The organism is Sorangium sp. So ce394 (assembly GCF_051474665.1).
Taxonomy (GTDB): Bacteria; Myxococcota_A; Polyangia; order Polyangiales; family Polyangiaceae; genus Sorangium; species Sorangium cellulosum_D.
On the sequence record NZ_CP150339.1, the window covers coordinates 9336195 to 9352641 of the forward strand.

Annotated in this window: 8 protein-coding genes; 5 read left to right on the top strand and 3 right to left on the bottom strand. The window is 73.6% G+C overall.

The genetic code is table 11. The features are described 5' to 3' along the window. Positions 1–8: 8 nt before the first annotated feature. Both WMF33_RS34360 and WMF33_RS34365 read right to left on the bottom strand, forming a co-directional pair. Entirely contained in the window at positions 9–647 is a 639-nt protein-coding gene (locus WMF33_RS34360) for a hypothetical protein (protein WP_061628246.1), read from the bottom strand. 15 nt (positions 648–662) lie between these two features. Beyond that, on the bottom strand, positions 663–2348 hold the full coding sequence (locus WMF33_RS34365; RefSeq protein WP_272826330.1) for an FHA domain-containing serine/threonine-protein kinase: 1686 nt from the start codon (positions 2346–2348) through the stop codon (positions 663–665). Between the two features lie 386 nt (positions 2349–2734). Here WMF33_RS34365 and WMF33_RS34370 point away from each other — a divergent pair, with 386 nt between their 5' ends. The 5 genes from WMF33_RS34370 (at position 2735) to WMF33_RS34390 (ending at position 14131) form a co-directional block, all read left to right on the top strand. Then, positions 2735–3907, top strand: coding sequence for a hypothetical protein (locus WMF33_RS34370; RefSeq protein ID WP_437332583.1), 1173 nt, complete (start codon positions 2735–2737; stop codon positions 3905–3907). Between the two features lie 171 nt (positions 3908–4078). After that, a complete protein-coding gene (locus WMF33_RS34375; RefSeq protein WP_437332584.1) occupies positions 4079–5932 on the top strand; it encodes a serine/threonine protein kinase in 1854 nt (617 codons plus the stop codon). Between the two features lie 259 nt (positions 5933–6191). Next, positions 6192–8846 (top strand): TonB-dependent receptor domain-containing protein, encoded by a 2655-nt coding sequence (locus WMF33_RS34380; RefSeq protein WP_437332585.1) that lies wholly within the window; start codon positions 6192–6194, stop codon positions 8844–8846. Between the two features lie 8 nt (positions 8847–8854). Next, positions 8855–10378 carry a hypothetical protein gene (locus WMF33_RS34385; RefSeq protein WP_437332586.1) on the top strand — a complete coding sequence of 508 codons (1524 nt, stop codon included), beginning with the start codon at positions 8855–8857 and terminating at the stop codon, positions 10376–10378. Positions 10379–10495: 117 nt separating this feature from the next. Beyond that, complete coding sequence (locus WMF33_RS34390; protein WP_437332587.1) at positions 10496–14131, top strand: FG-GAP-like repeat-containing protein; 3636 nt, start codon at positions 10496–10498, stop codon at positions 14129–14131. A 102-nt stretch (positions 14132–14233) separates the two neighbouring features. Here WMF33_RS34390 and WMF33_RS34395 read toward each other — a convergent pair whose 3' ends face one another. Further along, positions 14234–16012, bottom strand: a complete 1779-nt coding sequence (locus WMF33_RS34395) for a right-handed parallel beta-helix repeat-containing protein (protein ID WP_437332588.1) — start codon at positions 16010–16012, stop codon at positions 14234–14236. Positions 16013–16447: the final 435 nt, after the last annotated feature.

Below are 16447 nucleotides of genomic sequence, written 5' to 3' on the forward strand. Positions count from 1 at the left end.
CGCTCCCCTCAGTAGGACTCGTTGGCAGGGTACGTCGCCATGACGTTGATCTTGTACTTCACGTACTGGTGCGGGATCGTCCCCCAGTCGGGCGTCGGCATCGCGCGCTTCACGCAGCGGAGCAGCTCCTTCGTCTTCGCGCGGTTCACCGTCGTCGACTTGCCCGCGTAGAGGTTCGTGCGCTTGCGGCGGAAGTCCATCTCGAGGACGTAGCTCACCGTGATGCTCGTCTTGCCGGACGGGGCGCACTGCACGTTGTCGCGGATCGCGCGCGCGAGCGCGTCCTCGAAGAAGGTGACGTGGTCGCAGCGCTCGGGCGGCGTGGTGCCCGGGCCGGGGTTCTCGCACTTGATCGTGGTGAACGGCGAGAGCTTGACCCCCTCGTCCACCGCGGCGCCGGCGTCGGCGAGCGCGCCCGCGTCCCAGGCGTAGGCGCCGGCGTCGGCCGTCGCGGCGTCCGCGGACGGGATCGACTCAGGCTTCGGGCGGCGCCAGAGGTAGAGCGGCACCGCGACGACGATGAGCCCCGCGACGAGCGCGATGATGATCTGGAGCCGCACGGGGCGCTCGCCGCCGCCGCGGCCGAGGTAACGGTACGGCGAGGGCTGAGACGGCGGGCTGGACGGAAACGGAGGCCGGCTGTTCATCGGACGCGTTCAGGTTCAATCGATGAGCGTCCGCGCAGGGCGCCCGGGCTCGCCCTTCACCAGCGTCGCGCCGAGCTCGAGCGTCTCGGGGAGCATCCCCTGAACCTGCGCGACCACCTGCTCGACCACGTGGCGCGCCTCGTCGATGCTCGGACCCACGATCGAGACAACGAACTTGAGCGGCCCCGTCCGCCCCGCCACGGCGGGCGTGAGGCTGAGCAGCAGCATCTCGGTCAGATCGATCACCCGCTGCGCCGCCTTCCGGAGGGCGAGCATCTCCAGGATGGTCGGGCGCTCGCTGACCTGGCGGTTCGGCCCGCGCAGCTCGTAGCGCGCGACCTGCATCGGCACCTCGGCCCAGTCGGCGAACAGGCCGTCCTCGTCGATCGCCTTCATCAGGTGCTCGCGCACGAGCAGGCCGGTGAGGCCGTCGCGCTTCGCGAGGTACTGCTTCGCGCGCCGGTGCTGCGGCGAGTCCGGGCCGAACGTCACGAGCTTCATCCGGCACTCGCCGACCTGCACCTCGCCGCCGTGCAGCAGCGAGACCTGCGACTTGCGCTCGTAGTTGAAGTCCGCGTAGGTGCCGTTCGTGCTGCCCTGATCCTCGATGAGCCACGAGCCCGTCTGCCACTTCAAGATCGCGTGCGCCCCCGAGACGGTCGCCTCGGGCACGCACAGGCTCTGATCGCTGCGCCGGCCGAGCGCGAGCTTCGTGTCGTGCAGCGGGAGCAGCGTGCCGACGATCTCCGGCGCGTTCGTCGCGTACGTCACGAGCAGCGACTGCGCGCCCGGCGTGAAGTTCAGCTTCAACGCGCCGCCCGGCGGCGGGCCCGGATCGAGGCGCTCGCGCGGCAGCTGGATCGGGCTCGTCGTGAGCTGCGACGGGTTGAAGAAGCGCATGTGCCGCGCCTGCGGCCGCATCGACGGGTCCTCGTTGAGGCCGCGGAAGATCTGCCGCACCTCGTCGATCGACAGGCCCGCGGGGACGTCGAACATGATCTGCTGCTTCATCGTCTTGAGCCGCGGCTTGTAGCCGGGCTCGGGGACGCGGCAGGTCCACATCTCCCAGAGCGTCAGGGCCATCGCGTACACGTCGTCCTCGGGGCTCGCGCCGCCGTTGCGCAGCCGCTCGGGAGACATGTAGTTCGGCGTGCCGCCGTCGGGCGGCGCGCCGGGGCGGCGCGCCGAGGCGCGCGCGCGCTCCTGCGCGAAGCCGAAGTCGAGGATCACCGCGCGGCCCTCGGAGACCATCACGTTGCCCGGCTTCAGATCGCCGTGCACGAGGCCCTGCGCGTGGATGGCCGCGAGCCCGTTGCACACCTCGCTCGCGATCTTGCGGAACTCGTCGGCCGTGTAGCCGCCCTGGGCCTTGCGCTTGCGGATGTGCGTGTGGAGCGTCTGCCCGGGGATCTGCTCCATCACGAGGATGGGGCCCCACGGGCTCGGCGCGAGGTCGTGCACGCGGCAGACGTTCGGGTGGCCGACCGAGCGCGCGAGGAGCAGCTCCTGGCGGAGCGCCTCGTCGTCGCCCGGCATGCGCGACTCTTCGCGGACCACCTTGAGCGCCACGGTCTGCTGCGTAGAGCGATCGAAGGCTAGGAAGACCTCGCCCATGCCGCCTTTACCGAGGCTCTGACGGATGTCGTAACGATCGTTGATGACCGTTCCGGCAGTGATGGGAGGAGGGGGTGTCTTGGTCACGGCCCGCGGTGGATGAAAGGAGCGCGAACCGGAGCGTGCCCGACACCGGCTGCGGCGCACAGCGTCGTCCATCTGAACGTCGAGCGCAACGGTCGTTCTAGGGAACAGACAGGACGCAGCGCGGCGGCAGCCGCCGGCCCGCTGGTTTGTGCCGAGATCGCCCCTCCGGACGCCCCGGGCGCCGGGATCTCTTGACGATGGCCGCCGATTTGTTTACGCGGCTCGGCCAGCCCGGCGGGACCGCCGCGCGCGCCGGCGCTGGCGCCGCGAGGCGCGCCGGCCCAGCGAGCCGGCGGAGCCGAGATCCGGCGCAGCGCCCCCGCTGGCCCGGAGCCCGGGACGGACGCGATCACCGGACCGCAGCGCCGCGGATCCTCGGAGGACCGATGCGCTGGGACGGCTGGATGGAGCAGAGGAGAGCGCGCCTCGCCGCGGCGGCGCTCTGCGCGGCGGCGGCGGCGTTCACGCAGGGCTGCGGCGACGACGCGGACGGGAGCGCCGGCGCGGCGTCGGGCGGCGGCGCGGACGGCGCCGGGTGCCTGGACGCGCGATCCCACGGCGCGCTCTTCTCGCTGGTCGACCCCGCGTGGTGCGCCGTCGGCGTCTACACGACCGACGAGGAGATCGGCTTCGCCTCGGTGACGTGGGGGCGGCACGGCGGGCCGATGTTCGCGCGGAGCGGCGCCGGCGGCGCGGCGGAGATCGTGCGGCTCACGCCGCCCGAGAGCGCGGACGGGGAGCTCGCCGCGGCGCGGACGACGATCGACGCCGGCGTCCCCGACGGCGCCTTCCTCGGCGCGCAGGCCGTGGACCTGCCCTTCTTCGACTGGACGGCGATCTCGTGGACCAGCGCGTTCCCCGAGACGCTCGGCGAGCTGATCCTGATCGAGGACCGCGCGGTGCGCGCGGTGGCGGAGCGCTACGAGGTGAACGGCTTCTTCGCGGCCGCCGCCGTCGAGGGGCGCCTGCTCTACACCGGGCTGTCGCCGCTCGGCGACGCCGCGGCGGGCGCGAACGGCCTCTATGCGGCCGACCGCTGCGGCGCGGCGGGGCCCGACGCGCGGCTCGTGCCCGAGGGCGACGCGAGCTGCGCGGCGCCCGACGCCGTCGCGGCGTGGGGCGACAGCTCCGGCCCCGTCGCCGCGGACCTGCGCGGCAACGTGGTCGCCGTGCTCCCGTCTGCAGACGGAACGCAAGAGGCGCGCGGCTTCGCGGCCGAGGCGATCGCGCGAGGCGCCGGGCCCACGGAGGGCGACGCCCTCTTCTCGCTGCCGGGCAGCGGCACGGGCCTCGCTGCCCTCGCGCCCGAGCAGGGCGCGCCGGGCCTCGTCGTCTTTCAGCCGAGCGACCCCGCGACCTACGAGGCGCTCGCGCCGGTCGCCGTCGCGACCAGCGACGACGGCGGCCGCATGCGCGCCGAAGGCGCCCCGGCCCCGCTCGTCGAGCTCGCCACGGCGGGCACGCTGCTCTCCCTCTTCACCGACGACGCGAACCGCCTCTGGATCGGCGGCCCCCTGCCGGACGGCAGGTTCCTGTTCGCGGTCGCCGTCCGGCGCTGAGCCGCCCGCCTCGGGCGGCCCCTCCAAGCGCCGCCCACGCGCCGCGCGGCGGCTCACCGGCCGTCCGGACGGCAGCGCACCAATCTCCGCGCATTTCCTGCGCGTATCGTGACACTGCAGATTGACACCTCAGAGTCGCCTCAGTCACACTGCTTTCGAGGCGGCTGCTGTGTGTCCAATCTTCACCTCCTCACGCTGCCCGAGGAGAGGCACGACATGCCCGAGGGCCGACAGCCAGAGGTAACCGGCAGCGCGAGGGGCTCGAGGGCTGCCGCGCCCGATCCGCTGCTAGGGCGTGTCATCAACGGCCGCTTCAAGATCGTCAGCGTCATCGCGCGCGGCGGCATGGGCAAGGTGTACAGGGCCGAGCAGGCGCCGCTCGGCCGCATCTGCGCCCTCAAGGTGCTGAGCCCCAAGTACGAGGGCGATCACGATCCCGAGTTCCACCGGCGCTTCTTCCTCGAGGCGTCGACCGCGGCGAAGCTCTCGCACCCGAACACGGTCACCGTGTTCGACTACGGCCAGAGCGAGGACGATATCTACTACATCGCGATGGAGTACATCGAGGGGAAGACCCTCCACCGCGTGCTCCGCGAGGACGGGCCGTTCCCCGAGGCGCGCGCCGCGCACATCGCCCGCCAGATCTGCCGGTCGCTCCGCGAGGCGCACGGGCTCGGCGTCGTGCACCGCGATCTCAAGCCGGGCAACGTGCTGCTCGTCGACCACGAGGACGAGCACGACCACGTGAAGGTGCTCGATTTCGGGCTGGTCAAGGACACCCAGAGCGGCGAGGACCTGACGCAACAGGGCCTGTTCATGGGCTCGCCCAAGTACATGGCGCCCGAGCAGATCGCCGGCAGCGGGGTGTCCGCGCGCACCGATATCTACGCGCTCGGCGTGATGATGTACGAGATGCTGTCGGGCCAGGTGCCCTTCGACAAGGGCGCGAGCGTCGGGACGCTGATGTCGCACGTCAACGACCCGGTCCCGCTCATGCAGGCGCACAACCCGAGCCTCTCCATCTCTCAGACGATGGAGGGGATCGTCTACCGCTGCCTGGAGAAGGACCCGGAGCAGCGCTTCTCCTCGATGAACGAGCTCCTGGCCGCGCTCAAGTTCGCCGCGGGGGGCATCTCCACGCGGGACACCGGCGAGACCGCGCCCATGCTGCCCGGCGCGGCGAGCCACCGCCCGTCGGCGCCCTCGTACCCGTCGCTCCCGGCGTATCCGCGGCCCCCGTCGTATCCATCGTCGCCGTCGTATCCGCCGACGCCGTCGTACTCGACGACGGGTGACATCCCCGGCCTCTCCACGCCGAACTCGGCGCCTCCCACGAGCTCGCCCGTCACCTTGACCGCCCCCATCGCCACCGACAGCGGGCTGCGGCCGCCGGCGGCGCCCCTCTTCGTCGCCCCGTCGATCACCGATTCGATGGGCACCGACCCGATGGGCGCCGACCCGATGGGCGCCGACCCGGTCGGGGCGCGCCCGGCGCCGCACGCCGACGGGCTCTCGTCGACCCAGCCCGGCGCGAGCCCGGGCAGGCGGCTCGCGCCCTGGGCGATCGGCGCGGCCCTCGCCGCCGTGGTCGGCGTCGCCGCCGTCATGACGCGCTCGCCGGCGCCAGGGACGAGCGCCGCGGCGGGCGAGCAGGGCGCGGGGCGCTCGCCGGCGGCCGCGGCGCCCCCGGCGGCCGAGGCGCCCCCGGCGGCGAGCGCGCCCGCGGCGCGCCCGCTGCAGGTCGAGAGCACGCCGCCCGGGGCGGCGGTCCGGGAAGGCAACAAGGAGCTCTGCGCCGAGACGCCGTGCGAGATCATCTGGCGCGGGACGGCGGCCGCGCTCGCGTCGGAGCACGAGCTCGTGTTCGAGAAGGCGGGCTATCGCCCCGCGATCGTGCGCGTCTCCGGCGCCGAGGAGAGGGTGCGCGCGCGGCTGGACCCGGCCCCGATCGCGGCGCCGGGCGCCCCGAGCAAGCCCAGGGCGAACGTCCAGAAGGCCGATCCGTACAAGAGCAACCCCTACTGACGCGCGCGCACGCGCGCCGGCCGCTCTGGTAGGATCGCCGCGCCTCCGCGGCCAGAGCCGCTTGTCATGACCAGCGCGGCTTCGCGCTCGCGGGAGGGGCGCGCCGGGCGCTCCCCTCGTCGATGAAGTGTTCGGTGTGATGTGGGGAGCCGCGCCGTCCGCGCTCCCGAGCTCTCGCCGGGATCGCCGTCGCGGCCCGGCCTTTGTCGCCGGTGGGTCGCGGTCGCGCCCCCGGCCCCGATGAGGACAGGGCGAACTCATGTCGTCTCCCGATTCCTGCTCGCACGGCCGGAACGGCGCCGCCCCGGCGCCCGCACCGACCCACGACGCCCTCCCGCCGCGCCCCGCGCGGCCGCGCAGCGGCGCGGCGCTCGCGCGGCGGCTCCTCGCCTGCGCCGTCGCCCTCGGCGCGACGACCGCCGCGCGCGGCGCGCTCGCCGACGCCCGCACCGAGGCGCGCCTCCACTTCCGGGCAGGCATGGACCTCATCGCCCAGAAGCAGTTCGACGAGGGCATCCGGCAGCTCCAGAAGGCCAACGAGATCCTCCCCCACCCGAACGTCGTCTTCAACATCGCGCGCGCGCACGCCGAGGCCGGCCACATCGAGCAGGCGATCGCCGCGTACCGCGAGTACCTCGCGAGCGATCCCGCGGACCGGGACCAGGTGACGCGGATCGTCGAGCAGCTGGAGCAGCGCCTCGCCGCGCAGCGCGCCGCGGCGGCCCCGGAGGCGAGGCAGCCGCCCACGCCCGAGCCGCAGGCGCCCGCGCCCGCCCAGCCCGCCCCCGGCGACGCGCCCGCCCAGCCCCCCGCCGGCCAGCCCCCCGCGGGGACCGCGGCGCCGACCGGCGCCGCCGCGGCCCCGGCGCCCGCGCCGGCCTCGAAGGCGGCGCACGTCGACGCCGCGGGGATCGTCGGCGCCGCCCGCACCGAGGACGTCTACCAGGAGACCGTGATCACCGCGTCGCGCGGCGCCCAGAGCCCGCTCGACTCCCCGAACTCGACGACCATCGTCACCCGCCAGGACATCCGGCTCTCCGGCATGACCCGCATCCCGGAGCTGCTCCGGCGCGTCGCCGGCATGGACGTCATGCAGATCACGGGCGGCGACGAGAACGTCTCGATGCGCGGCTTCAACAGCCGCCTCGCGAACAAGCTCCTCGTCCTCGTGAACGGGCGCACGGTCAAGAACGACGTGCTCGGCTCGACCTTCTGGGAGGCGCTCTCGATCGACGTGGATCAGATCGAGCGCATCGAGGTGGTGCGCGGCCCAGGCTCGGCGCTCTACGGCGCCGACGCGTTCGCCGGCATCGTCAACATCATCACGATCGAGCCCGGCGCCGGGAAGAGCGGCTTCCGCGCGGGCTACGGCGACCACCAGCAAGGCTACGGCTCGGTGTGGGCCTCCGCGCGGGAAGGCGACTTCGCGTACCGCCTGTCCGCGGGCTACACGCGCTATCCGCGGTGGACGCGCGAGGTCGCGGGCGACCGCATCGACCTCGAGACGAGCGGCCAGAGCCAGGATCTCGGCGCGGAGAACGTGCGCATCGATCTCCGGGCCTCGCAGCGGCTCGGGCCGCGCCGCGAGCTCGCGGTGGGCGCCGGCTACTCCCGGAGCGAGCTCGACATCTACGGCATCGGCCCGTTCAACGACTACAACCTGGAGGTCGCCAACACCGACGCCTCGGTCGCGTACCGCGGCGAGAACGTCAACGCGCGGACGTACTACTCGTACCTCGACGGCACCTCGCTGCTCAACGCCGCGTACCTCGGGCACACCCTGTACGCGGGGCGGCCGCGCCAGCACATCGTGAACGCCGAGCTCGAGTTCGCGAAGACGCTCCGCGCGCCCGCGGCCGTCGCGCACGACTTCCACATCGGCCTCGGCTACCGGCTCAAGGCGACCGACTGGAGCTACCTCGACGGCGACATGCCGATCGAGCACCACGGCTCCGTGTTCCTCCAGGACTCGATGAAGCTCGGCGAGCGCGTGACGGTGGTCGCCTCCGGCAGGCTCGACTACGTGCCTTACCTGGAGCGGCTCATCCCGTCGCCGCGCGGCTCGGTCATCGTCAAGCCGACCGCCCGCCAGGCGATCCGCCTCTCCGGCTCGACGGCGTTCCGCTCGCCCACGTCGCTCGAGGCCTACGTCGACCTGCCGATCCAGCTCGCGCTGCCCGGCCTCGAGCTCCTCTCGACCACGCGGCCGCCGGTCCGGTCCGACGTCATCATCGACCCCGAGCAGATCATCACCGCCGAGGCGAGCTACCTGAACCAGCAGAGCGATTACTTCGAGTTCGAGGTCACCGCGTACTACAACCGCGTGAGCGATCTCATCGTGCTCGCCGAGCCGCAGCGCATGACGCTCTCGCAGCGCGCCCAGGGGATCGGGGGGCTGAACCCGGAGACGGGGCGCTACACGTCCGGCTTCGGCGGCTTCGAGAACCAGTGCGACGTCTACCACGTGGTCGGCGGCGAGCTCGGCGGCCGCGTCTACCCCGTCGAGGGGCTCGACATCTTCGCCAACTACGCGCTCAACCTGTCGGAGCAGCAGCGCCCCGCCGGGTGCAACGCCCCGGAGGACGAGCGCACCAGCCGGCACAAGGTGAACGCCGGCGTCCAGGTCCGCACCCCGATCGGCGTCGACGGCGAGGTCACGTTCCACTACCAGTCCGCGCAGGCGTGGGCCGAGCAGGTCCCGGCGGGGACGGTCATCGCCACCACCGTCTACCCGCTGCCCGCGTACACGCTGCTCAACGCGCGCCTCGGCTACCGCTTCCTCGACAACCGCGCCGAGATCTCCGCGACCGTCTTCAACGCGCTCGACGGCCTCGGCGAGGCGCCGCTGCAGATGCACCCGTTCGGCAACCGCATCGGCCGGCGCTTCATGGGATTCTTCCGGTACTCGCTCTAGGCACCTCCATGCTCGGATCCAAGCCCCGCACCGGTCTCCTCCTGCTCGGCGCGCTCCTCGCGGCCCTCCCGGGGTGCGAGGACGCGGACGTCTTCATCCCGCTGCCGGACCAGAGCGGCCCCGCCGGGGTGCTCGACGGGACGGTGACCTACTCAGGCCCCCGGCCCTGCACGAAGGACGGCCGCGTCGTCGGCGCCGCGATCGTGCTCGGCTTCGACACGCGCCTGCTGCCGCCGCCGGAGGGGCTCGGCACCTCGGCCGCGAGCCTCGACGTGATCCCCGGCGACGAACTGTTCGGCGGCCTGGGCGCCGCGCTCGATCTCACGAACGACGGCGCGCTCCGCTGCCCCGCGCCGGACGATCCGCCCGTGACCGTGAGCGCCACGTGGCGGCTGTCGCCGCTGCCCGCCGGCACCTACCAGGTCCGCGGCTTCTACGATCACGACGGCGACTTCGATCCGATCTTCAGCATCGCCAACCTGCCGACCCGGGGCGACGTGGCCGGCGGCGCGATCGAGAACGCGGCCGAGGCGCTCGGCGGCGCCGCCCCGCGGTACCGCGAGATCGCGCTCGCCGCCCCGATCCCCGCGACCGGCGCGCGCGTCGGCGGCATCGCGGTCACCCTCGGCCTGCCGCTCCCGCTGGAGCGGCCGATCTTCCACGTCGCCGAGGTGCTCGCGCCGCCCGACGGCGTCGAGGAGGGCCCGGGCGAGGTGGTCATGGCCTCGGACTTCCAGCTGGAGACGTTCAGCGCGGGCAACCCCGCCGGCACCGAGGCGTCGCTCCTGCGCCTGCGGCTCGCCGCGGGCGTGCCCGACGAGGAGATCGCCAGCGCGGCGAAGCCCCCGATCTCGCTGCCGGTGGGCGGCGAGCCCGCGCCGGCCCTCACGTACGCGCGCCAGGACGTGAACGGCGACGGAGCGATCGACGGCGACGATCACGTGCCCGACTCGGCGCTCCTCCCGGCGCTCTTCCCGATCGCGGTGTTCGCGAAGCAGAGCGCCGGCGATCCGCTGGTCAGCCAGGCCGCGCCCGCGGTGCTCCTCCAGGGGCTCACGATCTACGACGACCTGCTGACCACGGCCACGCTCGGCGCGGAGCCGCTCAACGAGCCGCGGGACAGCGCGCTCGTCGGCGTCCGGCCCGCCGCGCTCTGCATGCGCCCGACCGAGCCGGAGCGGGGCGGCGTCCTCGTGGTAAGCCACGCGAAGGACAAGGAAGGCAACGACATCATCGCCGAGCAGGACAGGGTCGAGGAGGCGCTCGCCCGGCAGTTCGGGCGCCCGATCGAGATCGTCTACGGCTGCCTGCCCGAGGGTCGCTACGCGCTCAACCTGATCTACGGCACCGGCCAGGCCTGGACCGTGCCGAACGAGGCCGGCGTGTGCGCGCCGTCGGAGGCCGCGCCGTCCCCCGACGTCTGCGGCGCGCGGCCGCGCCTCGCCTCGCAGGACATGGTGCTCCGCATCGGTCCGCCGGACGACCCGGCGTACTGCGCCGAGCACCCCACCCCCGCGCTCTGCCTGCCCTGAGCGCCTCGCGCCTCCGCGCCCGCCCCGAAAAAAGCGCCGATTTCGTGCGGAGAGCGCCGGTTGCGCCGCGCGCGCCGGTTCCCTCGCGCGCCTTCACCGATGGTAGGGTCCAGGCCCATGCGCTGGTTTCGCTTTCCCTCGCTTGCTTGTCTGGGGGCGCTCGGCGGCGCCGCGGCGGGCGCGCTCGTTCCCTCCGACGCGTCCGGCGGCTGGCCGCCGCCCGCCTCGGCCAGCGCAGCGGACATGGCCGATCCCGAGAACTGGCCGAACGATCCCGAGTACGGCCCCTCGGCCACGCAGAGCGGGCAGTGGACCTTCTACTCCTTCCTCCCGGCCCCGAGCGGGAGCGTGCGCCCCCGCCCGGAGGAGTCCGCCGCCGGCATGGCGATCGATCTCGCCTGGCGCCGCACCCAGGGCGACCCGCGCGTCCGGATCGCCGTCACCGGCTCCGGGATCCTCTGGAACGACGACGATCTCCTCGAGAAGGTGTGGCTCAACCGGGGCGAGCTCGAACCCCACAAGCCGCTGCACGCGGACGGCACGCCGTGCGCGGGCGACGGCGAGCTCGCCGGCTTCGACTGCAACGGCGACGGGGTCCTCTCGGCCTCGGACTACAAGGACACGCCGGGGCTCACGCCAGCGGCGTCGGCGGGGCGGCCGCGGGGCGATCGGAACGGCAACGGCCGGCTCGACGCCGGCGATCTCCTCCTCCACTTCTCGGACGGCGAGGACGACGATGACAACGGCTACGTCGACGACATCGCGGGCTGGGACTTCTTCAAGAACGACAACGATCCGTTCGACGACACCCTGAACGGCCAGGGCACCGAGGGCGCGAAGGTCGCGGCGGCGCAGACGAACAACGGGATGGGCGGCGCGGGCGCCTGCCCGCTGTGCAGGGTCGTCCCGCTGCGCGTCGGCGACAGCCGCGTCGCCGACGCGCAGGACCTCGCGAAGGCGATCCTCTACGCGGCCGACCTCCGGGCCGACGTCGTGCAGTGCCCGGTGACCGCCGTCGACAGCACCGCCTTCCTCCAGGCGGCGCTCGATTACGCCCACGGCGAGGGGACGCTCGTCGTCGCGTCGGTGGGCGACGAGGGCTCGCGCCACCACAGCGCGCCCGCGATGAGCAACCACGCGCTGCCCGTGAGCGCCGTCCGCTACGACGGCCAGAGCGTCCGGACGTCGACCACCTTCCTCGACGCCTCCCCGTGCTCGAGCTTCGGCGGCAACAACCTGCTCGCCGTGTCGAGCGCCGGCTGCGCCAGCGACGCGACCGCCGAGCTCGCCGGCGTCGCGGGCCTCCTGTACTCCGCCGCCCTGGAGCGCGGCGTCGCCCTGTCGCCCGCGGAGGCGCAGGGCCTGCTCATCGTGAGCGCCGACGACATCGACGTGCCCGAGTCGCGCGAGCCCGGGTCGCCGTACCGCGCCTCGCAGCCGGGGTTCGATCAGCGGTTCGGCCACGGCCGCGTCAACGCGAACCGCGCCGTCGAGGCGCTGCGCGACGGGCGCGTGCCGCCCGCGATCGACCTCACGTCGCCGCGCTGGTTCGAGGTCCTCTACAAGGATCAGGTGCAGGTGCCCGTGCCGATCGAGGGCACCATCTCGGCGAAGCGGGCGACGGCGTACGACTACGCGATCGAGTGGGCGCCCGGCGTGCAGCCGCTCGAGTCGGACTTCAGGGTGCTCCAGCGGGAGGTGAACGTCGCGCCGACGGTCGTCATCGGCGCCGGCGGCCCGCTCGCCTCGCTCGACGTGCGCACCATCGACACGTCCCACGCCCGCGACGCCGACAGCCCCCACGGCGAGAACGACCGCGCGATCACGGTGCGCGCCTGGGCGACCGCCCGCTATGGCGGGGCCGCCGGCGACGTGCGCAGCGAGGCGCGGCGCACCTACTACGTCGCCAGCGATCCGACGCTTGTCGACGGCTTTCCGCTGCTCATCGGCGACAGCGGCGAGGGCAGCCCGAAGCTCGCGGATCTCGACGGCGACGGGGGGCGCGAGATCATCTACCCCACGGCCGGCGGCGAGCTGCGCGTGCTGAAGGCGACGCCGAAGGGCCCCAAGCCGCTGCCGGGGTTCCCGTTCCGGACACGCCACGCCGACGGCCTCGATCCCGAGACGCCGGAGGCCTCGCCCGCCTCCTACCGGCGCGCCAACGCGTACGACGAGGTGGCCTGGGACAAGCTCGGCCGCGAGCCGATCCTGGGCGCGCCAGCGATCGCGGATCTCGACGGCGACGGCGCGCAGGAGATCGCGATCTCGACCTGGCCGGGCACGGTGTACGTCATCGGCGCGGACGGCTCGCTCCGCGACGGCTGGCCGGTGCGCCTGCCCGAGATCCCCTCCTGCCCCCTCGATCTCGGGGCGCCGGCGAGCGCGCCGTGCATGTCCGCGGACGCGCGGATCGCGCGGGGGGCGTTCGCCGCGCCGGTCCTCGCCGACCTCGACGGCGACGGCCTGCTCGACGTGATCCAGGCGGCGTTCGACGGCAAAGTCTACGCCTTCGACGCGGACGGCGGCGCGCTGCGCGGCTGGCCGGTGGAGGTGCACTACGAGGGGCCGCTGGCCCAGGAGCCGGCGCGGAGCCGCCTGCTCGCGACGCCGGCCGTCGCCGATTTCAACGGCGACGGGCTCCCGGACCTGCTTGTCGGGTCGAGCGAGCGGCTCGGCGACGACGGCGACGCCGGGGCGGTCTACGTGCTCGACGCGCGCGGCGCGGCCGCGCCCTCCGGGCCGGTGCTCGCGGGCTGGCCGGTCACGATGCCGTCGCTCTCGCTCGCGCCGCTCGTCGCGGAGGGGATCGCGGCCTCGGGCGTCGTCGGCCGGTTCGGCGGCACGCTGGCGGGGGTCGTCCAGGGCAACGGCGCGCCGCCGCTCGTGCTCCCGGCCTCGCCGGGCGCGCAGGACGGGCTCCTGGCGACCCCGGCCGGCGCGCTGCCGCCTGCGCGGGGCGGCTCGCCGGCCGGGCTCGATCCGACGTTCGGCCCGCTCTCGCCCGCCGCGGGCGCCCGGACGATGCTCCCGCTGCTCTCGCATCCGGCGCTGGGCGACGTCGATCAGGACGGCACCCCCGACGTGATCGCCGCCGGCGCCTCGGAGGCGGCCGCGCTGGCGCTCGCGGGCGAGCGCGGCGCGGAGCGGCCCGCTCACCTGCTCGCGGTCTGGAGCGGCCGGTCGGGCGCGATGCTGCCGCGCGCGCCGTTCGTCCTCGAGGATCACACGGTCGGCAGCAGCCAGGCGGTGGTCGATCTGAACGGCGACGGCTACCCCGAGGTGCTGACGGGATCGAGCGGCTATTTCCTGCACGCCTTCGACGGGTGCGGCCGGGAGCCGCGCGGGTTCCCGAAGTTCACCGGCCAGTCGATCGCGACGACGCCGGCGGTGGGCGACCTCGACGGCGACGGGACGCTCGAGGTCGTGGTGGGCACCCGCGACGGCTGGCTCTTCGCGTGGCACACCGAGGCGACGACCGACGCGCTCGTCGCGTGGGAGAGCTTCCACCACGACAACCGGAACACGGGCAACCTCGAGACGCCGCTCGATCAGGGGGGCGGGCGGAGCGCGGCGCGACCGCTCACCGTGGACCTGTGCGAGGGCCCGCAGCAGGCGCAGGTCCTCCTGCGGCTGGGCGGCGGCTGCGCCTGCGCGGCCGCGGGGGATCCGCGGGGCGGGGCCGGCGAGCGCGCGGCGCTCGGGGCGGCGCTGCTCGGGGCGATGGCGCTCTGGGGGCGGCGGCGGAGGGCGTAGGCGGGGCGCGCGGGGCTGTGGCAGCCGGGCGAGCCGTTGCGCGGCGCGCCCGCGTCGCCGTCGCCGCCGGGCAGCCCCTGCCCGCGCCGCTCCCGGCGCTCCTCAATAGGGGCAGGCCAGCACCTCTGGCGCGCTCACGCCCTGCGTGCTCACGCCCGAGATGACGTTATCCTCCGGATGAAAGAGCGCCTGGGCGCCAGCCGGCCCCGACAGCCAGCATTGCTGCTGGATGGATTGTGATTGCCTCCCGCGCGAGGGGTCGCAGCGCCCCACCGTGGCGCCGCGGACCGTGACGTCGCTGGCCTCTATCTTGATGCCGGGATGGGAGCCCGACGTGAGGCGCAGGGCATTGTCGAAGACGAGCAATCGCTTCAGGGTCACGTCTCCCACCCGGACCGCGGTCACGGGCAGCGTCGTTCGCGAGCTCAGGAGCACGCCGTAGAGCCCGTTTCCCCAGGACGCGACGTCCCGGAGCGCCACCCCGGTGCCTGCCTGGACGTGCACGCCGTGGCTCGCGTTGTATGCGGAGACGACCCGCTCGATCAGGATCCCCGTCGGACGGTCCTCCTCGATGGCGCTCGCCAGCATGACGCCGGCGCCGCCGTTGTGATGAAAGTAGCTGTCCTGGACCACGACGTTCGCCGGCACCGCGCTGGGGATCCCGGGCCTAGGGGGAACCTGGGCGGAGATCCACAGGCCATGTCCGCCGCTGCCCGTCGCGGAGCCGTCGACGGGATGGATCAAGCTGTGGTGAACGTTGCAGTTTCGCACGGTCACGTTGGCGGTGATGATCTTGATCGCGCTGGCGCCGATCGGGCCATTGATGTTCTTGATCTCGCAGTTCTCCACGAGGATGGGCGGCGTGTCGTGGTGCCCGGCGATGGAGGACAGGTAGATGCCGCCCTTCGCGGTGCCGTCCACGATCACGTTCCGGATGACGCCCCCGGAGCCCCAGGAGAAGCCGATGCCCTCCAGATTGGACGGCTTGCAGGAAGGGAGCTGGGGCGCGAGGGGCGTGTAGCGCACGATGACGTTCTCCACCTTGCAGTCGGCGCACGTGTTGAGGTGGATGCCGCTGTTGGCCGTCCTGCGTGGCCCATCCGTGAGCGCGATCTGCAGATTGCGGATCCAGAGCCCCCGGACCGCGCTGACGGCGGTCCCGTCCCGCTTGACGACCTCGCTGACCTGGATGGCCCCGGGGTACTGCTCCGGATTGCAGGGGATCGCCACGAGGGTCGCGGTCCCGGGATCGCCCGGGCCGGCGTGGGGAGACAGCTCCGGCCCCTCCAGGGTCAGCGCGTCGTAGTGAGGCCGCAGCGGGCTGCGCAGCACGTATCGCCCCGCGGGGAAGGCCACGATGCGCCTGCGGGCGCGCCGCGACGCCGCGCACTCGATGGCCGTCGCGATGCCCGGGCTGTCGTCGACGTTCGTGCTGTGGTCGACGGACGCGTCGGCGGAGAACGGCCATTCCGCCGGCCTCGCCAGGTAGGGAAGGACGTTGACCACGCCGTCCGGGTCGACGGAGCCCGGCAGGCAGCAGCGCGCCCCCTGGCAAGCATTCAGATCCTCGTGCAGCGTCCTGGTCCCGAGACAAACGCCGCTGGCGGGGCAGAAGGGCCCCGTGCAGACCGGAGACAGCGCGGGGGCATCAGGGCAGGCGACGCCGGTCGTCTCGTCGGCCACGAAGGGCCGCTCGGTGTAGGGCGCATCGAGGTCGCAGAAATCCCGGGACGCAGCGCTCTCCATCGCATCAGGGGGAACCCCCCAGCCAGCCTCGTCGCAGCCGGCGCTGTCCGGGGGCGGGGTGGCTCCGGCTGGAGCGGAGACGAGCGCGAGCAAGACTCCGATCCAGATCTTCACAAACCGCTGGTCCAACGACACACATACCTCCTTCTCGGACGAGGGGGTAATCCGGGACTTTCAGGTGCAAGGAGCGAGCGCTGGCGTCGAGCGGAGCATCGTTGTGCGAAGACGCGGGCCACCCCGGCCGGGGTAGCCGCGGCGCGATCGCACGACCGTTCCGCTCCACGCGTCTGGCATGAGCGATTCTCCTGAGCGGGCGTGCCGCGCGCGGCGCGGCGGGCCGTCCCAGCGAGCGTGGAGAGGGCACGTCGACGACGGGGATGCTGCGAGCCGGGGCGCGCTGGCTCGCTGTCAGCGGGGCGCGGGGCTGTCCGCGACAGTCGCTCTCGAGACCGGTATGCCCGTTGCGGTGAACGCGCCGGAGGCTCCGTCCCTCGGGCCCGCCCCGCGGCCGCGAATGCCACGTGGCTTGTCACGCTCGACGCGTCTGCGCAAGCGCCGCCTCCGAGCGCG